The sequence below is a fragment of the Allofranklinella schreckenbergeri genome (assembly GCF_003703475.1).
Taxonomy (GTDB): Bacteria; Pseudomonadota; Gammaproteobacteria; order Burkholderiales; family Burkholderiaceae_C; genus Lampropedia; species Lampropedia schreckenbergeri.
Genome location: NZ_RDQM01000017.1, coordinates 1 through 23,506, shown reverse-complemented (window position 1 = coordinate 23,506; position 23,506 = coordinate 1). Strand labels below are relative to the sequence as shown.

Annotated in this window: 22 protein-coding genes; 10 read left to right on the top strand and 12 right to left on the bottom strand. The window is 64.5% G+C overall.

All coding sequences use genetic code 11. The features are described 5' to 3' along the window. On the bottom strand, positions 1–321 hold the full coding sequence (locus EBQ26_RS11200) for a DUF1289 domain-containing protein (protein WP_238944333.1): 321 nt from the start codon (positions 319–321) through the stop codon (positions 1–3). 127 nt (positions 322–448) lie between these two features. On the opposite strand from EBQ26_RS11200, the gene EBQ26_RS11195 reads away from it, so the two are divergent. Both EBQ26_RS11195 and EBQ26_RS11190 read left to right on the top strand, forming a co-directional pair. Next, positions 449–1,255 (top strand): PP2C family protein-serine/threonine phosphatase, encoded by an 807-nt coding sequence (locus EBQ26_RS11195; RefSeq protein ID WP_122239183.1) that lies wholly within the window; start codon positions 449–451, stop codon positions 1,253–1,255. 118 nt (positions 1,256–1,373) lie between these two features. Next, on the top strand, positions 1,374–1,631 hold the full coding sequence (locus EBQ26_RS11190) for a type B 50S ribosomal protein L31 (RefSeq protein WP_122239181.1): 258 nt from the start codon (positions 1,374–1,376) through the stop codon (positions 1,629–1,631). Between the two features lie 284 nt (positions 1,632–1,915). On the opposite strand, the gene EBQ26_RS11185 is transcribed toward EBQ26_RS11190, so the two are convergent. From EBQ26_RS11185 to EBQ26_RS11170, 4 genes are all read right to left on the bottom strand, one after another. Then, positions 1,916–2,722, bottom strand: a complete 807-nt coding sequence (locus EBQ26_RS11185) for an ankyrin repeat domain-containing protein (RefSeq protein WP_122239179.1) — start codon at positions 2,720–2,722, stop codon at positions 1,916–1,918. Beyond that, positions 2,719–3,528, bottom strand: a complete 810-nt coding sequence (locus EBQ26_RS11180) for a TatD family hydrolase (protein WP_122239177.1) — start codon at positions 3,526–3,528, stop codon at positions 2,719–2,721. Before EBQ26_RS11180 ends, EBQ26_RS11185 begins: the two co-directional genes overlap by 4 nt. A gap of 93 nt (positions 3,529–3,621) precedes the next feature. After that, positions 3,622–3,993, bottom strand: a complete 372-nt coding sequence (locus EBQ26_RS11175) for a PilZ domain-containing protein (protein ID WP_122239175.1) — start codon at positions 3,991–3,993, stop codon at positions 3,622–3,624. Positions 3,994–4,039: 46 nt separating this feature from the next. Beyond that, positions 4,040–5,152: a DNA polymerase III subunit delta' gene (locus EBQ26_RS11170; protein WP_238944332.1), complete on the bottom strand. Its 1,113-nt coding sequence runs from the start codon at positions 5,150–5,152 to the stop codon at positions 4,040–4,042. 42 nt (positions 5,153–5,194) lie between these two features. Between EBQ26_RS11170 and EBQ26_RS12765 the strand changes: the two genes are divergently transcribed. Next, entirely contained in the window at positions 5,195–5,377 is a 183-nt protein-coding gene (locus tag EBQ26_RS12765) for a hypothetical protein (protein ID WP_147474056.1), read from the top strand. A 17-nt stretch (positions 5,378–5,394) separates the two neighbouring features. Here EBQ26_RS12765 and tmk read toward each other — a convergent pair whose 3' ends face one another. Beyond that, on the bottom strand, positions 5,395–6,108 hold the full coding sequence (gene tmk, locus EBQ26_RS11165; RefSeq protein WP_122239173.1) for a dTMP kinase: 714 nt from the start codon (positions 6,106–6,108) through the stop codon (positions 5,395–5,397). A gap of 2 nt (positions 6,109–6,110) precedes the next feature. Then, positions 6,111–7,106, bottom strand: a complete 996-nt coding sequence (mltG, locus tag EBQ26_RS11160; protein WP_313790384.1) for an endolytic transglycosylase MltG — start codon at positions 7,104–7,106, stop codon at positions 6,111–6,113. A 221-nt stretch (positions 7,107–7,327) separates the two neighbouring features. On the opposite strand from mltG, the gene ygfZ reads away from it, so the two are divergent. Beyond that, entirely contained in the window at positions 7,328–8,389 is a 1,062-nt protein-coding gene (ygfZ, locus tag EBQ26_RS11155; RefSeq protein ID WP_122239217.1) for a CAF17-like 4Fe-4S cluster assembly/insertion protein YgfZ, read from the top strand. A 419-nt stretch (positions 8,390–8,808) separates the two neighbouring features. After that, positions 8,809–10,368, top strand: a complete 1,560-nt coding sequence (locus EBQ26_RS11150; RefSeq protein ID WP_238944331.1) for an acyl-CoA synthetase — start codon at positions 8,809–8,811, stop codon at positions 10,366–10,368. 275 nt (positions 10,369–10,643) lie between these two features. Here the strand turns inward: EBQ26_RS11150 and EBQ26_RS11145 are convergent, their stop codons facing one another. The 4 genes from EBQ26_RS11145 to EBQ26_RS11130 all read right to left on the bottom strand — a co-directional run bounded on the left by EBQ26_RS11145 (position 10,644) and on the right by EBQ26_RS11130 (position 16,246). Next, positions 10,644–12,404 carry an acetyl/propionyl/methylcrotonyl-CoA carboxylase subunit alpha gene (locus EBQ26_RS11145; protein WP_122239169.1) on the bottom strand — a complete coding sequence of 587 codons (1,761 nt, stop codon included), beginning with the start codon at positions 12,402–12,404 and terminating at the stop codon, positions 10,644–10,646. A 284-nt stretch (positions 12,405–12,688) separates the two neighbouring features. Then, positions 12,689–14,467 carry a 5-oxoprolinase subunit B/C family protein gene (locus EBQ26_RS11140; RefSeq protein ID WP_122239167.1) on the bottom strand — a complete coding sequence of 593 codons (1,779 nt, stop codon included), beginning with the start codon at positions 14,465–14,467 and terminating at the stop codon, positions 12,689–12,691. Positions 14,468–14,510: 43 nt separating this feature from the next. Further along, complete coding sequence (locus EBQ26_RS11135; RefSeq protein WP_122239213.1) at positions 14,511–15,458, bottom strand: ADP-ribosylglycohydrolase family protein; 948 nt, start codon at positions 15,456–15,458, stop codon at positions 14,511–14,513. 11 nt (positions 15,459–15,469) lie between these two features. Then, positions 15,470–16,246: a LamB/YcsF family protein gene (locus tag EBQ26_RS11130; protein ID WP_122239165.1), complete on the bottom strand. Its 777-nt coding sequence runs from the start codon at positions 16,244–16,246 to the stop codon at positions 15,470–15,472. Positions 16,247–16,408: 162 nt separating this feature from the next. Here EBQ26_RS11130 and EBQ26_RS11125 point away from each other — a divergent pair, with 162 nt between their 5' ends. The 5 genes from EBQ26_RS11125 to EBQ26_RS11105 all read left to right on the top strand — a co-directional run bounded on the left by EBQ26_RS11125 (position 16,409) and on the right by EBQ26_RS11105 (position 20,645). Then, a complete protein-coding gene (locus tag EBQ26_RS11125) occupies positions 16,409–17,125 on the top strand; it encodes a GntR family transcriptional regulator (protein WP_122239211.1) in 717 nt (238 codons plus the stop codon). 157 nt (positions 17,126–17,282) lie between these two features. Further along, positions 17,283–18,266, top strand: coding sequence for a TRAP transporter substrate-binding protein (locus EBQ26_RS11120; protein ID WP_122239163.1), 984 nt, complete (start codon positions 17,283–17,285; stop codon positions 18,264–18,266). Between the two features lie 165 nt (positions 18,267–18,431). Further along, positions 18,432–18,935 carry a TRAP transporter small permease gene (locus tag EBQ26_RS11115; protein ID WP_122239161.1) on the top strand — a complete coding sequence of 168 codons (504 nt, stop codon included), beginning with the start codon at positions 18,432–18,434 and terminating at the stop codon, positions 18,933–18,935. Then, positions 18,928–20,226, top strand: a complete 1,299-nt coding sequence (locus EBQ26_RS11110) for a TRAP transporter large permease (RefSeq protein ID WP_122239159.1) — start codon at positions 18,928–18,930, stop codon at positions 20,224–20,226. The genes EBQ26_RS11115 and EBQ26_RS11110 overlap by 8 nt, the downstream gene beginning before the upstream one ends. 110 nt (positions 20,227–20,336) lie before the next feature. Continuing rightward, positions 20,337–20,645, top strand: a complete 309-nt coding sequence (locus tag EBQ26_RS11105) for a YbjQ family protein (RefSeq protein WP_238944337.1) — start codon at positions 20,337–20,339, stop codon at positions 20,643–20,645. A 291-nt stretch (positions 20,646–20,936) separates the two neighbouring features. Here the strand turns inward: EBQ26_RS11105 and EBQ26_RS11100 are convergent, their stop codons facing one another. Continuing rightward, positions 20,937–23,171, bottom strand: a complete 2,235-nt coding sequence (locus EBQ26_RS11100) for a TonB-dependent receptor domain-containing protein (protein ID WP_238944330.1) — start codon at positions 23,169–23,171, stop codon at positions 20,937–20,939. Between the last annotated feature and the right edge of the window lie 335 nt (positions 23,172–23,506).

Genomic DNA, 23,506 nt, shown 5'->3' with positions numbered 1-23,506 from the left:
TCAACCCAGGCCCGCGCGTTGCAACAGCGCCCGCCAGATGGCGCGCTGCTCTGCCGCGCTGGCGCTGCCCCAGCAGGCGATTTCGGCCAACTGGCGGTAGCAGCCGCGGCAGTGCGCAGGCGCTGGCCCATCGGCCTCGGTCATGGCGCAGATGCGGATGCAGGGCGAAGGCGGGGCTTTGGGCGCGTTTTCTTGCAACCAGCCTTGCGCCTGCACCGCGCGGGCCAGGCGCGCCAGCGCCCTGGGGGGGCGCTCCGGGCACGCAGCAGGGCATGCCGGGACGGAAGATGCGGGGTCGGGCGGTTGCGGCATGGCGGTCATCGGCGCATTGTGGCTTGGCGGCTGCGAAACCACTGCATACGTCCAGAAACATCTGCAGAGGCTTCTCTGGAGAGATTCATAATCGCGCCAACATCCAAAAAAAACCTGATTTTTGCCCATTACGCCTATGCCGCAATACAAACTGACCGCAGCCACTGGCTTGCACAAAGGCGATCGCCAATACCAACAAGACCAGGTCGCCATTCTTCAACACCCGCGCGTGGCCGAATGCGTGCTGGGTGTGGTCGCAGATGGCATGGGCGGGCGCAGCGGCGGGCGTAAGGCGGCCGATCAGGTGCTGCTGAGCGCGCGGCAGTTGCTCGAGCGTTTCGACCCCGATACGGACGATCCGAAGCAGTTTTTGCAAAACATCGTCAGAGAGTCGCACCTGGTGATCCGGCTTACCGCCGTTTCCGCCGAGCAGGAGCCGCACAGCACCATCGCCGCGTTTTTGGTGCTGCCTTCGGGCCAATGCCACTGGGTGCATGCGGGCGATTCGCGCATTTACCACTTCCAGTGGGGCCGCATGGTGTTTCGCACCAAAGACCATTCCTATGTGCAATCGCTCATCGATTGCGGCGAAATCACCGAGGAGGAGGCCGTGGGCCACCCCAACTCCAACGTGCTGGTGGGCTGCCTGGGCAGCGAGGCCGATCCGCCCGCCTCGTTTCACGTCATCGGCCAGTTGGATGTGGGCGACGTCATCATTGCGTGCAGCGACGGCCTGTGGGCGTATTTCACCCCGCAGGAATTGGGCCAAACCATGCAAATGCTCGGTGCGCGCGACGCCGCCATGTTCCTGGTCAACAAAGCCCGCGAACGGGCCAACGGCGGGGGCGACAACATCTCCATCGCCATTCTCAAAGTCGAGCCGCTGGCCGCGCCTGGCCAGGAGGAGCCAGCCTCGCCCTTCACGGACGACGTGCTGACGTGATGGCCTGCGCTGCGGCGCTTGGCAATCGTGCGATAATCGCCCGTTTTGTGCGCTAAGTGCTGCGACAATGGGTGTCGCATGTGGCTGGCGCGAGGTTCTTGCCCTTAGAAGGACGGCCATGAAAGAAGGCATTCACCCCGATTACCGCGAAGTTCTGTTCGTGGATCTCTCCAACGGTTTCAAGTTCGTGACGCGTTCGTGCGTGCCCACGAAAGAAACCGGCCAAACCGATGATGGCCGCGAGCTGCCGCTGTTCAAGCTCGATACTTCCAGCGAATCCCACCCCTTCTACACCGGCACGCAAAAGTCGGTGGACAACATGGGCGGTCGCGTCGAGAAGTTCCGCAACCGTTTCGGCAAGGTTGGCCTCAAGTAAGCCAATGCGGGGCTGCCTCACGGCAGCAACCCAACAAAAAAGCAGCGCGGCGATTGTGCCCCGCTGCTTTTTTGTTGGCTTTTCCTGAGCATTCTGCTGGAGCAAAATCCTTATAAAACAAACCAAAAGAAAAATCAATTTATACCCATCATAACGAAACAAGCAGTTTTTATTTCCTATTGATCGATAAAAACAAAAAGCCCTTGCTGCCCACACCGGGGCCAGCAAGGGCTTTTACATGGGCCGCGCTGCGCACGACCGCGCAGGGCCTCAGCGGCGACGCATTATTGGAGCGGGGCAGCGGGCGGGGTTGGGCTACCTTGCATGCGGCGCTGGCGCACGTGTTCTTCGTAACGCGCCAGCTCCTGCGCCAGGCGCTCGCGGCCCGCGCGTTTGGCGAAATCCACCGCCGTCAGGCCCAGCTGGTTTTTCATCAGCGGATCGGCGTCGGATTCCATCAGCAGGCGCACCACGCCTTCGGTGCCGTACTGCGCGGCCATCATCAAGGGTGTGGTGCCGTTGGGGGATTGGGCGTCGATAAAGGCGTGCTTTTCCAGCAGAAAGTCGGTGATGCGCACCTGCTCGTCCGAGGTGCCAGCGGCGGCGTAGTGCAGCGGCGTCCACAGCGGTTTATTGACGTGCGCGCCTTGGCGCTCCAGACGCACCACGGCATCCCTGTGGCCGCGAATGGCGGCGATCATCAGCGGGCTTTCGTCGTGGGCGTTGCGAAATTCCACGTTGGTGCGCGCCGAGGCCATCAAGGCATCGAAGGCGCGCAGGCTGCCCAACTGCAAGGCCAGCACCATCGGCGTCTGCCCTTTGGCATCGCGCACGTTGGGATCCATGCCGCGCTCCAGCAAACGGGTGACGGCGCTGGCGTTGTCGCGCGTGACGGCAACGAACAGCTCGCTGCTTTGCCCCTCTGCGCGGTGGGCCGCTTGTGATGGCGCGGCCTGTGCGCTCGATGGCTGAGGGCCGCCGGGGCGGGTCTGGCCCCATGCGGGGGTGGTCGGCACCGTCAGCGCCGTCAACATCGTCAGCGCCAGTGCGGCGGCCCCGAGGGGATTGATCCAGGTGCGCAGGGATTTCATGACGCATCGACTCCACGGAAAAGGGTTTTGAAATTGCGGCTGGTGGCTTCGCCCAGCGCCTGGGGGGTGATGTTACGCAACTGGGCGATGTGCTGGCCGACGTGGGCGACGTAGGCCGGTTCGTTGGTTTTGCCGCGATGGGGTACGGGCGCGAGGTAGGGGCTGTCGGTTTCGATCAGCAGGCGATCCAGCGGCACAAAGCGCGCGCTTTCGTGCACGGCGTGGGCGTTTTTGAAGGTGACGATGCCGGAGAAGGAGACGTAATAGCCCAAATCCAGCACTTGCCGCGCCGCGGCCACGTCTTCCACAAAGCAATGGAACACGCCGCCAGCGAGGTTGCCCGCGCCATCTTCGCCCTCCTCGCGCAGGATGCGCAGGGTGTCGGCGGTGCTGTCGCGGGTGTGGATGACCAGCGGCTTGCGCACCTGGCGCGCCGCGCGGATATGGGTGCGAAAGCGATCGCGCTGCCACTGCATGTCGGCAATGGTGCGCCCGCCTTTGCGGCCGGGCATGTCGTAATAGTCCAGCCCCGTCTCGCCCAGGCCCACCACGCGCGGGCGCTGGGCCAGCGCCACCAGCGTGGCCTGGTCAGGCTCGGTCACGCCTTCGTTGTCGGGATGCACGCCGACGGTGCACCAGAAGTTGTCGTTCTCCAGCGCCAGGGCGTGCACGCGCTCGAACTCCTCCAGCGTGGTGCAAATGCACAGCGCGGCATCAACCTGGGCTTGTTGCATGGCTTGGCGAATGCGCGGCACCTGGTCGTGCAGCTCGGCAAAACTGAGATGGCAGTGGGAATCGACGTACATGGAGATCGGAAAAACGCAGCAGAGCAGCCGAAGCTGCTCTGGGGGGAAGGGATGGCCCACGCAGGCGCGCGGGCAGCGGCGCGAAGGGGGAAGTCACACCGTGTGGGTGGGGCGGTCTAAGCCCAGGGCGGTGCCCAGGCGGTTTTCAATCTTGGTGCGCAGCTCGGAGGATTTGTCGTCCGCCGGAAAGCGCACGCCCACGCCCCGCACGCGCCCGCCCGAGGCGCCCGAAGGGGTAATCCAGGCCACGGTGCCTGCAATGGCGTATTTCTTGGGATCGTCGGGCAGCGTCAGCATGACGAAGATGCTGTCGCCCATCTGGTAATCGCGCTCGGTGGGCACGAAGATGCCGCCCTCTTTGAACAGCGGGATGTACGAGGCGTACAGCGCCGCTTTTTCCTTGATGTTGAGCTGGATGACACTGGGGCGCGCGGCGGTTTTGGGGGCGTCTTCGGTGGCGGACATGGTGTTGGGTGTGTTGGTAGAAGTGGGAAAGGCCGGGGGCGCTCACTCAGGCGGGCGAGTGTAAGGCAGCGCGCGCCTGGTCCACAAGCGCCCACAGCATCAGCTCCGGGTTCCAGGTGTGCTCGCTGGTGCGCGCGGCCTGGGCCAGTTCCACCGACCATTGGCTCAGCCTGGCCAGGCGTTTTTGGCGCTGCGCCCATGTGGGCACGGCCGCCTCGCCCGCTTTGGCATCGGCCCTGCCGCCCCTGCCCCCGCCCAGCGCGGCCTGCAAGGCCTGCGCCTCGAAATACCGCGGCGCAGCGCCTGCGGCGACGGCCATGGCGTCGTGGCAGACCTGCATCAGCATCGCTACCGCCTGGCTGGGCGTGGCTTGCGCCAACAAGCCGGCCTGGCCTTGCGCCAACTGGCTGGGCAGGCGCTGCCAATCCTGCGCCGTCAAGCCCGCTTGCAACCATTGCCACGCATCCTGCGGGCGCCCGCCTGCGGCCTGCACGGCGGTGGGCACCTGCTCGGGCGGCGCGCCTGCGGCCAACAGCCAGGCCTGCACGGCATCGGCTGCGGGCCAGTGCATCTTCCAGGCGTGGCAGCGGCTGCGGATGGTGGGCAACAGGCGGTGCGCCGCCTGGGTGGCGAGCACGAAGCGTGTGGGGCCAGGCGGCTCCTCCAGGGTTTTCAGCAGCGCGTTGGCGGTGATGGCGTTCATGCTCTCGGCGGGATAGACCAGCACCACCTTGCCGCGCCCGCGCGCGTCCGTGCGCTGGCTGAAGGTGATCATCTGGCGCATGGCTTCGATGCGGATTTCCCGGCTGGGCTTGCGCTTGGCTTCGGTCGCATCGCCCTCCTGCGCACCCCAGCCCCATTCGATTTGCAAGGCCTCGGGCAGCAGCACCAGCAAATCCGGGTGGGTGCGCACCTGCACGGCGTGGCAGCCTTCGCAGCGCCCGCATGCGGCTTGCATGGGCGCATCGGCCGCCCGCGCCTCGCACAGCGCGGCTTGCGCCCAGGCCAGCCCCAGCTCGAACTGGCCCAGGCCGGAAGCGCCTTCCAGCAGCAGGGCGTGGCCTTGCTGCTGGAGCAAGGCGTCGAGCTGGCCCGCCAGCCAAGGCATGGGCGGCGGCAGTTTGGGCGGCGGGGGCGGGGGCGGGGTTTTACTGGCCATGCAGGGCTTGAGCGAGAGGGTGAAAAGGCTGCCGATTCTGCCTTGCTGGCATTGCGCTGGCGTGCAAAGAAGGCCGGACAGGGCCGCTCGGCTCTTTCAGAGCCTGCTCCATCGAGCGCTTCGCGCCTTTTTCCGGCCCGGGCCGGGCACAAGAGATATTTCAATCAAAGTAAAATTGACTTCAATACCATCATGCCGAAACAAGGCGATATTTTTGCTTTTTGATTTGAAATAAAAAGGCTTCAGGCACGCAAAATACCCTGCTGGGCCAAGGCGGCCAGCACCCGCTCTTGCACTTGGGGCAAGGGGGCATGGGCGTCGATGCGCACGATGCGCGCGGGCGCCTGGGCGGCGCGGCGGGCATAGCCTTGGGCGACGCGCTCGAAAAATGCGCGGGCCTGGCCTTCAAAGCGGTCGGGCGTGCGCGCCTGTTGCAGACGCTGGGCGGCAACTTCGGGCGGCACGTCGAACCACAGCGTGCAATCGGGCTCAAGCAGCGCGCCCTCTGGCCGATCCCCCGCTGCCGTCGCTGCGCCTGCCCCCACGGTCGGCCAGCCGCTTTGCACCCAGCGCTCAAGCTGGGCGATGGCCTCCCACGGCACGCCGTGGCCGCTGCCCTGGTAGGCGTAGGTGGCATCGGTATAGCGATCGCACACCACGCAAACGCCTTCGGCCAGCGCGGGGGCGATGACTTCGCGCAGGTGCTGGCGGCGGGCGGCAAAGGCCAGCAGGGTTTCGGCCCAGGCGTCCATGTCCTGGTGCAGCAGCAGCTCGCGCAATTGCTCGCCCAAGGGCGTGCCGCCTGGCTCGCGCGTGAGGCAAACGCGCTGGCCTTGCGCTTGCAGGGCCTGGGCGATGGCTTCGATGTGGCTGGATTTGCCTGCCCCGTCGATGCCTTCCACACTGATGAACCAACCGCGCGGGCGCGCCGCTGCGGGTGTTTGCCTGGCTGCCATGTTCATGGTTTGCCCCTGATGTAACGATCTACCGCGCGGTTGTGCTGTTGCAGGGTTTCGCTGAATTCGCTGGAGCCATCGCCGCGCGCCACGAAGTAGTACGCCGTGGTTTTCTCCGGCTGCACCGCCGCCAGCAGCGAGGCCCGCCCGGGCATGGCAATGGGCGTGGGCGGCAGGCCGGCGCGGGTGTAGGTGTTCCAGGGCGTATCGGTTTGCAGGTGGCGCTTGCGCAAGCGGCCATCGAACTGCTGGCCCAGGCCGTAGATGACGGTGGGATCGGTTTGCAGCAGCATGCCTTTGTTGAGGCGGTTGACGAATACGCCCGCAATGCGGCGGCGGTCGCTGTCGCGGCCGGTTTCTTTTTCCACGATGCTGGCCAGGATCAGCGCCTCATCGGGCGTTTTCAGCGGCAGGCTGCGCTCGCGCTGCTGCCAGGCGGCTTCGAGCATGCGCTCCATCGCCTCCAGCGATTGTTTGAGCACGGCCAAATCGCTGCTGCCCTTGGCATACAAATAGGTATCGGGGAAGAAGCGCCCCTCGGGGTGCACGCCCTGGCGGCCGAGTTTTTCCATCACCTGCGCATCGCTCAGGCCCCGGGTTTCGTGCGCCAGCGGCTGCTGGGCGAGCAACTGGCGCATTTGCGCGAACGTCCAGCCCTCGACGAAGGTGATGGATTTGAGGCTTTGCTCGCCTTTGATCAGGCGCTGCATCACCTGCGCGGGCGTGTCACCGGATGCGAATTCGTAATAACCGGCCTTGACCTGGCTGCCCTGGCCCGAAAGGCGCAGCCAGGCATACAGCCCTTGCACGGGCACGTCGAACACGCCTGCGGCCACCAGCGTCTGCGCCACGGTTTTGGCGGAAGCGCCGCGCGCAATCGTCACCTCGGCGGGCGATGGCGCAATCTCCAGCGGTTGCATCCGCCACCACCACCCATAGCCCAGCGCCGCGCCAGCCAATACCAGCACGAGCAACAGGAGCAACAACAATCTGCGCAGCAAAACGACTATTCCTCTGGTAAAAACGGCGCGCGCCATAGGCAGCCGCCGTGGCCAAAAGGCGCGCACGATAGCACGAATCCCCTGTTGCCCCCGCCTGCGCCAGCGCCCCTTGCCGGGCATCGCCAACGCGGTTCTGGCGCTTGTTTTTTGCACGCTGCAAAAGCCTGCTCAAAGCGCACCCGGCGCGGCGCGCGCCGCTTCATCCAAGCCTTCCCCCCATGTCACTCAACGCCATCACCCCTATCGACGATTTGGGCGTCCTGCACGTCAGCGGCGCCGATGCGCTGGATTTCTTGCACCGCCAGCTCAGCAACGATTTCGCCTTGCTCAAGCACGACGCCGCACGCCTGGCCGCCTTTCTCAGCCCCAAAGGGCGCATGCAGGCGAGCTTTATCGGCGTGCGCTACGGCGCCAGCGATGTGCTGCTGCTGGCGCACCGCAGCGTGCTGGCGGCGGTGCACAAACGCCTGTCGATGTACGTGCTGCGCGCCAAAGTCCGCATCAGCGACGCCAGCGCGCAATGGCGCCTGCGCGGGCTGATGGGCGACGCCATCGCCACGGCGGCGGCGCTGCCGATCTGGGCGGGCAGCGCCGCCAGCGCCCTGCCCTTGCAGCCCTGGCAAGCTGTTGCCAGCGCCGCCGCCGTGGCCGGGCCTGCGCCTGACGCAGCAACGGGCACGACGGATCAGACCGCCAGCGGGGCGGCCTGGCTGATCGGCCTTTACCCGGCTGGCCAGAGCGCACGTGCCCTTTGGATCAGCGCCGCAGCAGACGCCCAAGCCCTCCCCCCCGATACCGACGCCGCCGTTTGGGCCTGGTCCGAGGCGGCCTCCGGCATCGCCACCATCAGCCAGGGCGTGGTCGATCAGTTCGTGCCGCAAATGCTCAATTACGAATCCATCGGCGGCGTGAACTTCAAAAAAGGCTGCTACCCCGGCCAGGAGGTGGTAGCGCGCAGCCAGTTCCGGGGCGCAATCAAGCGCCGCGCCTACCTGGCCCAAGGGCTGGCGACGCACCTGCCCGAGCCGGGCACGGAAATCTTCACCCCATCGGATCCGCAGCAGCCCTGCGGCGTGCTGGTGCAAGCCGCATGGCAACCCCAGCCTGCACAGCCCCAACCTGGGCAAAGCCAGCCCGGCGCCGGGCAGCCTGCGCCGTTTGCCGCCATCGTCTCGCTCAAGATCGCCCATGCACAAGAGCCGGTGCACTGGCTGCACGGCGGGCAAGCCCTGGCCCTTCGCCTTGACGCCGTGCCCTACCCTTTGCTGGAAGATATTTAGAGCGTGTGATGCACTTTGCGCACCCCCGCACTGGCCCCAAAACCGTGTGATCGCAAGGCGACACGCTTGCCAAGGCTGGCTGCCTTGGCAAGCGTGGCAACGCAGCGAGCTTGCGGAAGGATCTCAGGGCCTGAGGTTGCCGGCTCTGCCTTCCAAGCAACCTGGCTGGCGCTGGGCGGCAAGAGCGCGGCCTGCGCCGCGTCGCTCTCCCATAATCCAAAGCACGGGCGCAGCGCTGGCAGGCGCGGCGCACCGTTGATCCTCAGGCTCTGCACCGTTTTTCTCTCCTCGCACAACCAACGCCCCAAGCGCTGATGGCATGGGGACTCCAACCCGTCAACGCATAAGTGGAGGTTGAGCAGAGAAATGCCCCCGCAGGGCACATTGCCTGCCAACCCCCAACCAAGGAGATCGCAACCATGTCCACCCTGCCCCCTATCGTCCGTCGCCAAAGCGTTGCCGATATCTTGCGCCGCACGGCACTGCGCTTGCCTGAGAAAACCGCGGTGATCTGCGGCGATGTGCGCTGGAGCTACGCGGAGTTTGACGCGCTGGTCACCCGGATAGCCGCAGGGCTGGCGCAGCGTGGCGTGGCCACGGGCGACACGGTCGCGGTGCTGGCACGCAACTCGCATGGCTTTGTGGCGCTGCGCTTTGCGCTGGCGCGCCTGGGCGCGGTGCTGGTGCCGATCAACTTCATGCTCACCGCTGATGAGGTGGCCTATATCCTGCGCCATGCCGAAGCGCGCTGGCTGGCCACCGACAACAACATGGCCAAGCTGGCCCAGGCAGCCGCCAAGCTCGATACGCAAGTCGAACACTTCCTCTGGCTGCCCGCCGAAGACCCGGGCGAGCCTGTGGCCGGCATGACCACGCTGGACGAGCTGGCCGCCTGCACCGACCCACTGCCTGAGGACGCAGGCCCCACCAGCGACGGGCTGCTGCAAATCGTCTACACCAGCGGCACCGAATCCAGCCCCAAGGGCGCCATGCTCACGCACGATGCCGTGCTGTGGCAATACGTGAGCTGCGTGAACAACGCCGCCATTGCCCAGGATGACGTGCTGCTGCACGCGCTGCCGCTGTACCACTGCGCGCAGTTGGATGTGTTCCTCGGCCCAGCCGTTTACATGGGCTGCACCAACATCATCACCTCCAAGCCAACGCCCGATAGCCTGCTGCCCATGATGGCGCGCCATGGCATCACCAGCTTCTTCGCTCCGCCCACGGTGTGGATTGCGCTGCTGCGCTCGCCGCTGTTTGACCAGACCGACCTGTCCAAGCTGGCCAAGGGCTATTACGGCGCTTCCATCATGCCGGTGGAGGTGATGAAGGAAATGGCGCGCCGCCTGCCCGATGTGCGGCTGTGGAACCTGTACGGCCAGACCGAAATCGCGCCGCTGGCCACCATCCTCGGCCCTGAGGACCAGTTGCGCAAACCCGGCTCCTGCGGCCGCCCGGTGCTGAATGTGGAAACCCGCGTGGTCGATGACGACATGCAGGACGTGCCCGTGGGCGAGGTGGGCGAGATCGTGCACCGCTCGCCGCACCTGATGCTGGGCTACTTCAAGGATGAGGAGCGCACCGCCGCCGCGTTCGAAGGCGGCTGGTTCCACTCGGGCGATCTGGCCACGATTGATGAGGAGGGCTACATCAGCGTCGTTGACCGCAAGAAGGACATGATCAAGACCGGCGGCGAAAACGTGGCCAGCCGCGAGGTGGAGGAAATGATCTACCGCATGCCCGAAGTCAGCGAAGTGGCCGTGATCGGCCTGCCCGACCCGAAGTGGGTGGAGGCTGTCACCGCCGTGGTGGTGCGCAAGGACGGCGCCGAGCTGAGCGAGCAGCAGGTCATCGACTTCTGCAACGCCCACATGGCGCACTTCAAGGCGCCCAAGCGCGTGGTCTTTGCCGACAGCCTGCCCAAGAACCCCAGCGGCAAGCTGCTCAAGCGCCGCCTGCGCAAAGACTATCTGTAAGCGCCTGTAAGACGCTCTGAAACTCCCTCGCACGCACGCTGCGTGAACCCGACAAGCGCCACCTCAGCCGTGGCGCTTGTTGTGTTTTGCTGCCAGCGCTTGCGGGGCAGGCGCACGCCTGCGCCTCTATTATTTATCGATCAAAATAAAATTGATTTTAATATCATCATGCCGAAATAAAGGTATTTTATTTCTTTTTGATTTGAAAAAATAAGCACATTGACGCCTGCTTTGCCCCTACCCTCCTGCACGCTGCGCAGGGGCGCAGCAGGTATTCAATCCTCCAGCCGCGCCAGCGCATCGCCTGCATGCAACGCGCTGCCCGCCTCCACCAGCGGATGCAGGCGGCCCGCGCGGGGGGCGGGGATGGCAACTTCCATCTTCATGGCTTCCATCACCGCCACGGTTTGCCCGGCTTCGACGGCCTGGCCTGGCTCGGCTTTCCAGGCCAATAAGCTGCCCGTCAGCGGCGCGGTGATGGCGTTGGCGTCGGCTTGCGCAGCGGGTGCAGGCGGCGCGGCGCTCGCAGCCTCTGCGTCCCCTGGCGCCCCCCATGCACCGGGCGCGCTCAACGCCCCCAGCCATTGCGCAGGCAAGCCCAAGCGGCGGCGCTGGCCGTCGATTTCGATCCAGGTGTGCTGCCAGGCCAGGGCGCTGGCGGGTTCGGGCCGGGGGACCATGGCAACGCGCGGCGCAAATTCGGTTTCGATCCAGCGGGTGTGCACGCGCAGCGCCTCGGCGTTGGTGAAATCGCCCTCGTCCAGCAAAGCGCGGTGAAAAGGCAGGACGCTGGCCACGCCTTCAATGTGGCATTCGGCCAGGGCGCGGCGCGCGCGTTGCAGCGCCTGGGCGCGGGTGCGGCCGGTGACGATGAGCTTGGCCATGAGCGAGTCGAAGCTGCCGGGCACGAGGGAGTCGGCGCTCACGCCGCTGTCCACGCGCACGCCGGGGCCTGCGGGCATGTCAAAGCGCGTAATGCGCCCAGGCGTGGGCAGGTAGCCGCGCCCTGGGTCTTCGGCATTGAGGCGGAACTCGATGCTGTGGCCACGCGGCGCGGGCGTTTCGGTGACCGACAGCGGCAGGCCATCGGCCACGCGCAATTGCTCTTGCACCAAATCGATGCCGAAGACTTCCTCGGTGACGGGGTGCTCGACTTGCAGCCGGGTGTTGACTTCCAGAAAGGAGATGTGCCCGTCGCGGCTGAGCAGGAATTCCACCGTGCCCGCGCCGACGTAGGCGGCCTGCACGCAGATGGCGCGCGCGGCTTGGTGGATGCGCTGGCGCTGCGCGTCGGAGAGGAAGGGGGCGGGCGCTTCTTCCACCAACTTTTGGTTGCGCCGCTGCAAGGAGCAGTCGCGCGTGCCCAGCACGAGGACGTTGCCGTGGCGGTCGGCGATGACCTGGGCTTCGATGTGGCGCGGGCGATCCAGAAACTGCTCGATAAAGCACTCGCCCCGGCCAAAAGCGGCGGCGGCTTCGCGCACGGCGGATTCGTACAGCTCGGCCACTTCGTCAAGTTGCCAGGCGACTTTCAGACCGCGCCCGCCGCCGCCAAAAGCGGCCTTGATGGCAATGGGCAGGCCGTGCTGGCGGGCAAAGGCCAGCGCTTCGTCGGCGCTTTGCACGGGATCGGTCGTGCCCGCCACCAGGGGGGCGCCCGCTTGTTGGGCGATTTTGCGGGCAGCGACTTTGTCGCCCAGGGCTTCGATGGTGGCCGGATCGGGTCCGATCCAGGCCAGGCCAGCCTGCTGCACGGCGCGGGCGAATTCGGCGCGCTCGGAGAGAAAGCCGTAGCCGGGATGCACGGCATCGGCGCCGCTGCGGCGGGCGATGTCCAGCAGCTTGTCGATGCGCAAATAGGTATCAGCGGCGCGCTCGCCCTCCAGCGCCCAGGCTTCATCGGCCATGCGCACGTGCAGGGCATCACGGTCGGCATCGGCATACACCGCCACCGAGGCCACGCCGTAATCGGCGCAGGCGCGCGCAATGCGGACGGCGATCTCGCCCCTATTGGCAATGAGAACTTTGGTAATCATGGAAACGGGCTTTCAACTAACAGCCTTGGGAGGGGCGAGATCGCCGCATGCGCTGCGCGCATCACGCCGATTTGGTGAAACACAGGTGTTTTCGCCCCTATTGGCAATGAGAACTTTGGTAATCATGGAAACGGGCTTTCAACTAACAGCCTTGGGAAGGGCGAGATCGCCGCATGCGCTGCGCGCATCACGCCAATTTGACGAAACACAGGTGTTTTCGCCCCGGTTGGCAATCAAAACTTTGGTCATCATGAAAAAGACTTTGAGTGGGAGAGTTGGTGAGGTCAGGCGAGATCGGCCTCGCCCTTGCCGCACGGCAGCGGGCGAAACCGCAGCCACGCGCCGGGAGGCACTTGGGCGGCAAGATCCAGGTGATGGCGCGCCAGCACGGCGATGACGGGATAGCCGCCCGTCAAAGGGTGATCGGCCAGAAACAGCACGGGCTGGCCGCTGGCGGGCACTTGCAGCGCGCCGCTGGGCGTGCCCTCGCTGGGCAGCTCAGCGCTGGCATACGCCTGGGCGCGTGGCAGGGGCGTTTGGCCTTGCAAGCGAATGCCGACGCGGTTGGATTGGGGCGTGGCCTGCCAACGCTGTTGCGTCAGCAAGGCCAGGGCCTGGGGTGCGAACCAATCGTCACGCGGGCCAAGGCATACGTCCAGCATCACTTCCTGCCCCGGTCGGGGCAGGTGGGCGGCGCATTCAGCGGCCACGGCATCGGCCGTAACAGGGCGCAACGCAGCGGCGGCGATGGCCTGCCCCACGGGCAAGACATCGCCCGCCGCCAAGGGCGCAGGGCCAATATCCGCGAGCGTATCGGTGGCGGCGCTGCCCAGCACCGGGGGCACGCCCAGGCCGCCTCGCACAGCAACGTAGCAGCGCAGCCCGGCGGTAGGTGCGGCCAGCTCCAGCACATCGCCATCGTCCAGCGCAAAGGCTTCGTACAAGGCCGGGTGCAGTTGTGCGCCGCTGGCGGTGGTGATGCGCAGCACGGTGCAAGCGCCGGTGACGGCGGCCACGGCCCGCCCCTGGCAGCGCAGGCGCAGCAGGCCCAGGGTGTTTTCCAGCACGGGCGCGTCGCTGGGGTTGCCCACGCAGCGGTTGGCCGCACGCATGGCCGCGCCATCGAGCGCGCCGCTGGCGGAGACGCCCATGCCCGTCATGCCACGGCGGCCGCCGTCTTGCACCAGGGTTTGCAGGCCGGGGGCCATGATGTGCAGGGATGCGGCAGCGCTTTCGCCTTGAACCTGAGTGGGCGTTGCAGCCTGGGCTGAGGAAACGGGCGCGGGGGCGGAAGCAGTGGCCGTAGCCGCTGGCAGGCTGATATGGCGCGGCCTCTGGGCCAGATCAACAAAGCGCACGCGAAAGCCCGGCTGCATCAGCGCGGGCTCGGCGCGCTGCAAGTCCCACATCTGCAAGGGCGTGGTGCCGATGAGTTGCCAGCCGCCGGGGCTGTCCTTGGGGTACACGGCGCTGAAATCGCCCGCCAAAGCGACGGAGCCAGCGGGCACGCGTGTGCGTGGCGTAGCCAGCCGGGGCACCTGGGTGAAACACGGATGGCCGCCGCTGAGATAGACAAAGCCAGGCGCAAAACCGGCAAAGGCGGCGTGGTAATCGCATCCGGTGTGGCGCTCGATCAGCTCGGCGCGGCTGATGCGCAGGTGCGCAGCCAGGGCTTCAAGGTCTTCGCCCTCGTAATGCACGGGGATTTCAACGCGCCGGGCCTGCCCTCCCGCCCCGCCCTGCCCGCCTGGCATTGCCTGGGCACTGATTTGGGCGCTTATCCGGGCAATGTGGCGCACGGCAGCCAGCACTTGTTGCGCGCTGGCGGCGTGCGGGGCGAACTCCACCAGCACCGTGCGTGCGGCAGGCACCAGGGTGTGGATGGCGCGCAGCGCATCGGCATGCGGCATGGCAGGGCGCGTGGCGTCTGGCGCGAGCGCGCTCTGGCGGGCAGCCTGCACAGCCTCGAACAAGGCCAAGGCCTGCGGCAGATCGGGCAGTTCCATCAGCCAGGCGGCGTCGCCCGCGGGCAGGCTGCGCAAAAAAGAGGGTGGCGTCGTCATAGGCGTGACAAGGATTGGAATCGGGTCGGTCGGGATAGAAAAATCATGCGGCGGCCTTGTGCGCTTGCAGCCAGCGTGCGTGCAGTTGTGCGGCCACGCCCTCCAGCCGCGCCTGTTGCTCCAGCTCCAGCGCAGGCAAAGCCGCACCGCCACGGTGCGCGCCCCACAGCGCGCCCGCCATGGCGGCAATGGTGTCCACATCCCCACCGCAGGCGATGGCAAAGCGCATCAGCGCATCAAAGTCTTGCTCCAGGTGGCGCAGGGCCAGATACAGCGCCGTCACGCAAGAGCTGCGCGCGGTGATGCCATTGCCCAGCGTGCGCGCCACGGTGTGCGCATCAGGCGCATCGCCCTGCGTGCGCTGCCGCTCCAGCCATTGCGCGGCCTGCTGCAGGGCAGGGACGAAAGCCGGTTCATCCACATGCGCTTGCACCGCCGCCAGCACCTGCGCAGCGTTCGCTTGCGGTGCCATCAACGCACGCGTGGCGACGGCTATCAGCACCGCACCCGCAATGCCTTGCGGGTGTGCGTGGGTGATTTCGGCCTGCTGCCGGGCCGCGTGCTGCACCTCGTCCAGGCTGGCGTAAGGCCACAACGCCAGCACCGCTGCCCGCATGGCCGCGCCGTTGCCCCATGAGCCTTGGGCGTACACGCTGCGACTGGCCTGACGCCAAGGCATGCCCGCACGGATGCGGCGCAGCAGCCGCGCCGCGCCCGGCCCATAACCGCGCCGCCATTGGTAGCTGGCGGCAAAGCGCCGCGCCAAATCATCCTGATCCAAGCCGGAGCAAGCCAGCAGGGATTCGGCTACATCCAGGCTCATTTGTGTGTCGTCGGTAAAGCGGCGCAGCCCTTGCGGCGTGCGGCCCAGCGCCAGCCACAGGCCTCGCGCCAGCCAGCCGCCCTCATGCGGCGCGCCCAGGGTGTCGCCCAGCGCCAGGCCCAGCAAGGCGCCGCGCAGGGTGTCGAGGGAGGGCGGTGGTGTTGTCATGGCAGGCGTCGTCACGCTGGCGTCGGGGGCAAGCCATCAAGCGCAAAAGAAGTCAGCGCCACGCCAGCCTCTTGCAGGCGCTGGCGCACGCGCTGGGCCATGGCCACTGCGCCAGGGCTGTCGCCATGCACGCAAATGGAGTCGGCCCGCAAACGGATGCGGCTGCCATCAATGGCTTCAATCTCGCCGCATTCCACCAAACCCAGCATGCGCTGCGCCACCTGCTCGGCATCGTGCAGCACTGCGCCCGGCTCGCGGCGCGACACCAGCTCCCCTTGCGGGGTGTAGGCGCGATCGGCAAAAGCCTCCGCCGCTACGGGCAAGCCCGCATCGGCCGCCCATTGCAGGATGGGCGAGCCTGCCAGGCCCAGCAGGATGAGCGAGTCGTCCACCGCGCGAATGCCGGCAATTACCGCTTGCGCCTGGCGGCGGTCGTGGGCGATGGTGTTGTAAAGCGCCCCGTGCGGCTTGACGTAGCGCACGCGCGTGCCTGCGGCGGCCGCCAGGCCCTGCAAGGCGCCGATCTGGTAGATGACATCCGCCGTCAACTCGGCGCTGCCCACATCCATATTGCGGCGGCCAAAACCCACACGGTCGGGGTAGCTCACGTGCGCCCCCACCGCCACGCCGCGCGCTGCGGCTTCGCGCAAGGTTTGCAAGATGCCCTGCGGATCGCCCGCATGAAAGCCGCACGCGACGTTGGCGCTGGTGACCACTTGCAACATGCTGGCGTCATCGCCCATCTGCCAGGCGCCATAGCTTTCACCTAAATCGCTATTCAAATCCATTCCAGACTCCTCAATTGCATGACGCAGTTGTGGCTTGAATTGCACACACCTGGGCATGAAATGTCCTTTATTTAGGCCATGCGTACAGAACCCTCTATGATGACCGAATTGTTAAAAACTTTTATCAAGTTACCCGCATATTTGGATTCGATTGAGCTTGCCATGCCGTTGTTACACACATCACCCTCTCACAGCCTGACCGACAACGTCGCCGATCACATTCGCCAACAGCTTATTCAGGGCGAGCTGCGCGCAGGCCAGCACTTATCGGAAAGCGCTTTAAGCGAGCAACTGGCCATCTCGCGCAATACCTTGCGCGAGGCTTTTCGAACATTGATCAAAGAAGGCCTGCTGCGCCATGAACCTAACCGAGGCGTATCGGTGGTGATTCCCAGCATGGGCGACATCATCGACATCTACCGCATCAGGCGTCTCATTGAGTGCTCTGCCATGGCGCAAGCCCATCCTCGCCATCCAGCCAATGTCACCATGAAGCAGGCATTGCAGCAGGCTCAGTTGGCGCAAAAGGCGGGGCACTGGCGCATTGTTGGCTCGGCCAACATGGCATTTCACGCCGGCATCGTGGCATTGGCCGATAGCTCGCGCCTGACCAATATGTTTGCCGATCTCGCCGCCGAGCTGCGCTTGGCTTTTGGGCTGCTGGACAACCCGGAATGCCTCTACACCCCATATATCGAGCAAAACCAGCAACTGCTGAATCTGCTGGAAATGGGGCAGACCGAAAAGGCTGCGCAGATGCTGGAGGACTACCTCATGCAATCCGAGCGCATGGTGTTGGCCGTTTACGCGCATACCAAGCCAGTCAACATGCCGCTTTACCCACACCAACTCGTTGAACAACATGAGTCAGTTTGTTGAACAAGGCAAAAGGTAATAATAACTACAAAATTGCGCGAATGGATGGCGCTTTTGTCCACTGTCCGCCAGCCCTCCATACCGTGGTATTTTCACGCCCGCTTTCACAAGCGGGCTTTTGCTTGCTGTGGCAAGCGCCTTCAAGACATAAGGAAACAAGATGAAAAGACGTTCGCTGATGGCTGCGGCTACCTTGGCCGCCTTGCTGGGCACAACAATTGGCGTGCAAGCCCAAACCAAATGGGATTTGGCCTCGGCCTATCCGGCCTTTAACTTTCACTCCGAAAACATCGCTCAATTCGCCAAAGAGGTGACGGAGGCCACAAGCGGCCAGCTTCTCATTACCCCTCATCCCGGCGCATCCCTATTCAAAGCGCCCGAGATCAAACGGGCGGTACAAGGTAACCAAACCCAGGCGGGCGAGTTCCTCATGGTCAACTTCCAAAACGAGTGGCCTATTTTTGGAGCTGACGGTTTGCCGTTTGTGGCCTCCAGCTATGACGACGCCTTCAAGCTCTACCAAGCGCAAAAACCCATTCTGGAGAAAAAACTCAGCGAGCAGGGCATGACGCTGCTGTATGCCGTACCGTGGCCACCACAGGGGCTGTTTTCCAAAAAGCCCATTGAGTCGGTGCAGCAGCTCAAGGGCATGAAGATGCGCGCTTACAGTCCGGCTACCGCACGCATCGCCGAGTTGGTCGGTGCTCAACCCGTCACCATTCAAGAAGCCGAGCTGCCCCAGGCTCTGGCCACGGGTGTGGTGGAAAGCCTGATGACTTCTGGCTCCACCGGCACAGATAAAAAGCTTTACGAAAGCATGGGCTATTACTACGACGTGCAGGCCTGGCTGCCCAAAAATGCCATCGTGGCCAACAAGCGGGCCTTCGAGCGTCTGGATGGCGCCACCCAGCAAGCCGTGCGCAAAGCCGCTGCCGATGCAGAGCAACGCGGCTGGCAGCGCTCCAAGGAAGTCACTGCGCAATCGATCGAAAAGCTCAAGGCCGAAGGCATGCAAGTGCTCGAACCCAGCCCCCAGCTCAAAAGCGATCTGGCCAAAGTGGGCGAGACCATGCAGGCCGAATGGCTGAAAAAAGCAGGTGAGCCTGGCAAAGTCCTGCTGGATGCTTACAAGGCTGCCCAGTAAAGCTGGCGTCACTTCGGTACAGCTGTCAGGGCGTGTGCTGTTTCGGCACACGCCCTGATGCACATCCGCACCGCACATGAATCGTGTACCGGTCGCGCAACGCGCGGCCGCACCTTCTTTTCACAACCTTTCCCCTATCGGTTTTCCCGCCCTTGGCAGCCGCCCATGCGCAAATTGCTTGACACCCTTTATGCCGCCAGCCTGTGGCTGGCAGGGCTTTGCATGATTGGCATTCTGGCCATGGTTTTGACGACCATCGCCAGCCGCCTGCTCAACTTCGCCGCCCCCGGCACTGATGCTTATGCCGGCTACGCAATGGCTGGCGCGGGCTTTCTGGCCCTGGCGGGCACGCTGAAAAAGGGCGAACACATCCGCGTCACCTTGCTGCTGGGAGCGCTCAAGGGGCGCGTGCGCCGCGCGGTGGAGATTGCCGCGCTGGCGATTGCCTCTGTGTTGTCGGGCTTTCTGGCTTTTTACGCCTGCCGCCTGGTATGGCAGTCCTACATGTTCAACGACGTCTCCACAGGCAGCGATGCCACGCCCCTGTGGATTCCCCAAACCATGATGGCTTTGGGAACAGTTGTTTTCTGCATTGCCTTTATTGATGAGCTGGTAATGAGCATCTGGGGCGGCGCCCAATGCAGCGCCAAGGAGGTCAGCCATGAGTGAATTTGCCATCAGTGCCACCTTGTTGCTGGTGCTGTTTGCCCTGTTGGGCGGCGGCGTTTGGGTCGGGCTGACGCTGGCAGGCGTGGCCTGGTTTGGCATGGAGGTGCTCACCGGCCGCCCCGCTGGCGACGCGATGGCGCTGACCATCTGGGGCTCGGCCAGTAGCTGGACGCTCACCGCCCTGCCCCTGTTCGTGTGGATGGGGGAAATCCTCTTTCGCACCAACCTGTCGGAAAACATGTTCCGCGGCCTGGCGCCGTGGGTGGACGCGCTGCCGGGCCGACTGCTGCATACCAATGTGATCGGCTGCACCATCTTCGCCTCCGTCTCCGGCTCCTCGGCGGCCACATGCGCCACCGTGGGCAAGATGAATATCCCCGAGCTGCAACGCCGCGGCTACCCCTTCACGCAAATCGTCGGCTCGCTGGGCGGGCCGGCCACGCTGGGGCTGCTGATCCCGCCCTCCATCATCCTCATCGTCTATGGCGTGGCTGCCGATGTCTCGATTGCCAAGCTGTTCATGGCGGGCGTGGCGCCCGGCTTGCTGCTGGCAGCGCTGTTTTCGGGCTGGATCATCCTGTGGGCCTTGCGCAATCCCGACCAAATCCCGCGCGAGGGCCAAGCCTCCAGCCTGGCGCACAAGCTGCGCGAGTCGCGCCACCTGATCCCGGTGGTGGCGCTGATCCTCAGCGTTATCGCCAGCATTTATACCGGCATCGCCACCGCCACCGAAGCGGCCGCCGTGGGCGTGGTGGGTGCCTTCGCTCTCTCGGCGGCGCAGGGCGCGCTGAGCTGGCAGAGCTTCAAGCAATCGCTGCTGGGCGCCACGCGGCTGTATTGCATGATTGCGCTGATCCTCGCGGGCGCGGCGTTCATGTCACTGGCCATGGGCTATATCGGCCTGCCACGCCAGCTCGCCACCTTTGTTGGCTCGCTCGAACTCTCGCCCGGCATGCTGATGCTGATGCTGGCGCTGCTGTATATCGTGCTGGGCTGCTTTCTCGATGGCATCTCCACCATCGTGCTGACCGTCTCCGTCGTGCTGCCCATCGTGCAAGCCGCAGGCATTGACCCGCTGTGGTTCGGCATTTTTCTGGTCATCATTGTGGAGACGGCGCAAATCACCCCACCCGTGGGCTTTAACCTGTTTGTGCTGCAAGGCATGACGGGCAAGCACCTGCCCTATGTGGCCTATGCCTGCGCGCCTTACTTCTTCTTGATGGCGGCGGCGCTGGTGCTGCTGTGGTTCTTCCCGCAACTGGCGCTGTGGCTGCCCGCGCAAATGCAGTAGCGCAGGCGGTGCGTGCGCCACGCTTTTTTTCAATCACTCAAACCCTTGCAAGGAGTTGCCTCATGGGCTGGTTCAGCAAATCGTCGGATGATTTTTTCCTCGCCACCGTCATGCCCGAAGGCCAGGGCGGCAAGCAGGTGGGCACGTTTCTGGGACTGGTCAACGGTGAAGCCGTCATCGGCGCCAACCTGTTTCGCGACATGTTCTCCAGCGTGCGCGATGTGGTGGGCGGCCGCGCTGGCGGCTACGAGCGCGCCTTGGCGGGCGCACGCCAATCGGCGCTGGACGACATGATCGAGGCCGCCAAAAAACTGGGCGCCAACGGCATCGTCGGCATCGATTTCGACTACGAGGTGCTGGGCGAAACCAACGGCATGATGCTGGTGTCGGTCTCCGGCACGGCGGTGCGCATGCTCTGAGCGCGCCCATGATGTCGGCGCGGCAGAGAAGCGCTTTTTTATCGATCAATAAGCAAAGAAATCGCCCCATTTCGGCTTGGTAGCAAAAGAGTCTATTTTCCCCAATGTAAAACCCCTCTACTCCTGCCAGCCGCAGCCCACAAAGGGCGCCAACAAAGAGGGCAAGCCATGGTGGCTTGCCCTCTTCGTGTTTTTAATTACACATCAAAAAGAAATAAAATACCCACTTTTTGGCAATATATCATTCAAATATATTTCACATTGATATGTAATTTATGCTTGGAAAAGCCCTCAAAACCGGGTTTCCAGATTCACGTACACATTGCGGCCTTTGCCCACGCGCGAGCTTGTTTCCACATCCCTGGCGTTCATGTACGAGGCATCAAACAGGTTGTTGATGCCCACGCGCACGCTGAAGTCGCGCCCGAACGCGCCGCTGCCGTGCGGGTTGGGTTGCCAGATGGCATAGACGTTGGTGATGGTGAAGTCCTTGCGCACATACCAATAGGTCTTGCCCCGGCTGACCGTGCTGGCCGGGTTGGGCTTGGGCTTGAACCAGTGGTTGACCTCCAGCCCCAGCTTCAGCCCCGCGCGGGGCGAGAGGTGGGTGTTCAGCGCCAGCTTGTTGGCAAAGGTTTGCGGCGTGTTTTTGCCCGTGCCCTGGTCGATCTGCCGCAGCGTGGCATAGCTCATGCCCAGGCCAAAGGGGCCGCGCTCGTAGCTGCCTTGCCACTCGATGCCGTGGCGCTTGACGCGATCGACGTTGACGTAATGCCCATAGGGCGTATCGTCGGGCGAGACTTCGCCCTTGCGGGTTTCCCGCAGGGTGATCAAGTCCTTGATGCGGCCATTGAAGTACATCAGCTTGGTGCGCAGCACATCGCCCGAGGCCAGCAGGCCGTAGCGGGTGAGCGAGGCGCCCAGCTCGGTTTCGCGGATGGTTTCGGGCCTCAAATCAGGGTTGGGCAAATACCAGTAATGGGGGTTGACTGGCCCTTCGATGGAGGTCTCATGCGGCGTGGGCGCGCGAAACGCCTCCGACCAGTTGGCCAGCAGGTACAAGCCGCTGGCCACCTCCAGGCTGGCGCCCAGGCGCGGGGAGAAGTGCGTATCCCGATAGCGCGTTTGCCGGTTGTGGATTTGGCGCTGGAAACGGTCGTAACGCCCGCCGATCTGGGTCGTCAGCCGCCCTTGCCACAGGCGCGATTCCAAGTGGGCGTACAGGCCCAAATCCTTGTAGGTGTTGGGCATGGAGCCAAAGTCGCTGAGCTTGCCATTGCGCCGGTAAACCGCATCTTCCTCGCGCCGCTCGAAGCTCAAGCCGCTGGCCAGCCGGTGCGCGATGGCGCCCGTCTCAAAATGCGATTCATTGCTCAGGCGCAGGCCGCTGCGCTGGTCGGCGTTTTTGTACTGGATGCCCGCCCCCGAGGCAGAGACATAACCGCGGTCGTACGCCGCCCTGGAGTGGTAGGCCGAAGCCTCCAATTGCAACCAGGGGTTGTGCGCGGGCAGGAACTGGTATTTCAGCACCGTGTCCTGCTGGCTGAGCTTGCCGTGTATCGGGTCTTCACCGTAATTGGTGTGGTAGAGCGTCTGCCAAGTGGTCTTGTTTTTGATGCGGTAGTCGTAGTGCGACAGCGCCAGGCGCTGGTCGCCCGTCAGCCGCACCGCGCCCTGCACGTAAGCCACGCTCAGGTTCTCCCGGTTGTCGGCAGTATCGATGGGCTGGCCCTGGCGGTTGGCGCCGTACTCGCGCGAAAAACGGATATCGCCCGTCTTGCCACGCTTGGCATACGCCAGCAATTCCACCGGGCGATCCTGCGGCGCCCAGGCGCCCGCCACATAGCCCTCGCGGTGGTTGTTGTGCTCATAGCGCAGCTTGGCCGCCATGCCCGCCTGCTGACCGCTGGGCAGGAAATCGCGCGCATCCTTGTTCGTCATCGCCACCACGCCGCCAATGCCGCCGCCACCGTGCTGCACGGAGGATGCACCCTTGACGATCTCCACCCGCCGCAGCAGGTCGTGATCGGCGCGAAAGCTCGACACATGGTTGGAATACAGCGCCGTGGAGCGGCGCACCCCGTCTTGCAAGATGATGACCCGATCCTCGGACTGGTAGCCAAAGCCGCGGATGTTGAATTGCTGCCCCGTGCTGCGCCCGCTGTCGCCGCCCGTGGTCACCCCCGGCACGGCCGCCATGGCCTCAATCACATTGCTGGTGCGCCCCAAATCCTCCTGCTGCACCACCGAAACAGAGCCGGGGTAACTTTGCACATCCACAGGCAAGTTGGTACCCACCACCGTCACCTCAGGCAACACGCCCTCCTGGGCGCTACCCTGCGCTGGCGCCGCCTGCGCCGCCTGCGCCGCTTTGGCTGGCTGCGCCCTTGGCTTTTGGGCCGCCACAGCCTGGCCTTGCGCATCCACCTGGCCAGCCTGGGCATACGCCGCAGGCGCAACCTGCACACTCAACAACACCGCCAGTGCCAAGCGGCTCAGGCTTGGCCCACTGCAAGCAGTACACATCGAAGAAATCTCCCAAAACGCAATCACACAAAAGCCGATGCGTGCCCAAACGCACGCATCGACAGCGATTTCATCGTGGGAAGGCCTGCTCGCCATGAGCAGGCTTTCAAGGCTTGTTGCGGACTGTGTGGGGCACAGCCCTCTCATTGGCGGCGCTGGCGCTACCGTTCGCACGTGCCGCAGCCGTTTTTGTTTGCGGGCGATTGTAAGAACCTGTTCAAAATCTTTTTGCCAATTTGTTTATGCTTGTTGCATGAGAGCGAAATACCCAAGCGACATCAGCCCAGAGCAATTTGAGCATGTGCGCCCTTTGCTGGAGAGCGCACGCAAAAGCA

Bases quoted from the DNA above. Each gene is read 5' to 3' on its own strand.
- ygfZ (WP_122239217.1), top strand. From the start codon at position 7,328: ATGTCACTCAACGCCATCACCCCTATCGACGATTTGGGCGTCCTGCAC.
- EBQ26_RS11130 (WP_122239165.1), bottom strand. From the start codon at position 16,246: ATGGATTTGAATAGCGATTTAGGTGAAAGCTATGGCGCCTGGCAGATG.
- EBQ26_RS11200 (WP_238944333.1), bottom strand. From the start codon at position 321: ATGACCGCCATGCCGCAACCGCCCGACCCCGCATCTTCCGTCCCGGCA.
- EBQ26_RS11145 (WP_122239169.1), bottom strand. From the start codon at position 12,404: ATGATTACCAAAGTTCTCATTGCCAATAGGGGCGAGATCGCCGTCCGC.
- EBQ26_RS11190 (WP_122239181.1), top strand. From the start codon at position 1,374: ATGAAAGAAGGCATTCACCCCGATTACCGCGAAGTTCTGTTCGTGGAT.
- EBQ26_RS11100 (WP_238944330.1), bottom strand. From the start codon at position 23,171: ATGTGTACTGCTTGCAGTGGGCCAAGCCTGAGCCGCTTGGCACTGGCG.
- EBQ26_RS11175 (WP_122239175.1), bottom strand. From the start codon at position 3,993: ATGTCCGCCACCGAAGACGCCCCCAAAACCGCCGCGCGCCCCAGTGTC.
- EBQ26_RS11105 (WP_238944337.1), top strand. From the start codon at position 20,337: ATGCCCGAAGGCCAGGGCGGCAAGCAGGTGGGCACGTTTCTGGGACTG.
- EBQ26_RS11140 (WP_122239167.1), bottom strand. From the start codon at position 14,467: ATGACGACGCCACCCTCTTTTTTGCGCAGCCTGCCCGCGGGCGACGCC.
- EBQ26_RS11135 (WP_122239213.1), bottom strand. From the start codon at position 15,458: ATGACAACACCACCGCCCTCCCTCGACACCCTGCGCGGCGCCTTGCTG.
- EBQ26_RS11125 (WP_122239211.1), top strand. From the start codon at position 16,409: ATGCCGTTGTTACACACATCACCCTCTCACAGCCTGACCGACAACGTC.
- EBQ26_RS11195 (WP_122239183.1), top strand. From the start codon at position 449: ATGCCGCAATACAAACTGACCGCAGCCACTGGCTTGCACAAAGGCGAT.
- EBQ26_RS11120 (WP_122239163.1), top strand. From the start codon at position 17,283: ATGAAAAGACGTTCGCTGATGGCTGCGGCTACCTTGGCCGCCTTGCTG.
- EBQ26_RS11110 (WP_122239159.1), top strand. From the start codon at position 18,928: ATGAGTGAATTTGCCATCAGTGCCACCTTGTTGCTGGTGCTGTTTGCC.
- EBQ26_RS11185 (WP_122239179.1), bottom strand. From the start codon at position 2,722: ATGAAATCCCTGCGCACCTGGATCAATCCCCTCGGGGCCGCCGCACTG.
- tmk (WP_122239173.1), bottom strand. From the start codon at position 6,108: ATGGCAGCCAGGCAAACACCCGCAGCGGCGCGCCCGCGCGGTTGGTTC.
- EBQ26_RS11115 (WP_122239161.1), top strand. From the start codon at position 18,432: ATGCGCAAATTGCTTGACACCCTTTATGCCGCCAGCCTGTGGCTGGCA.
- EBQ26_RS11150 (WP_238944331.1), top strand. From the start codon at position 8,809: ATGTCCACCCTGCCCCCTATCGTCCGTCGCCAAAGCGTTGCCGATATC.
- EBQ26_RS11170 (WP_238944332.1), bottom strand. From the start codon at position 5,152: ATGGCCAGTAAAACCCCGCCCCCGCCCCCGCCGCCCAAACTGCCGCCG.
- EBQ26_RS11180 (WP_122239177.1), bottom strand. From the start codon at position 3,528: ATGTACGTCGATTCCCACTGCCATCTCAGTTTTGCCGAGCTGCACGAC.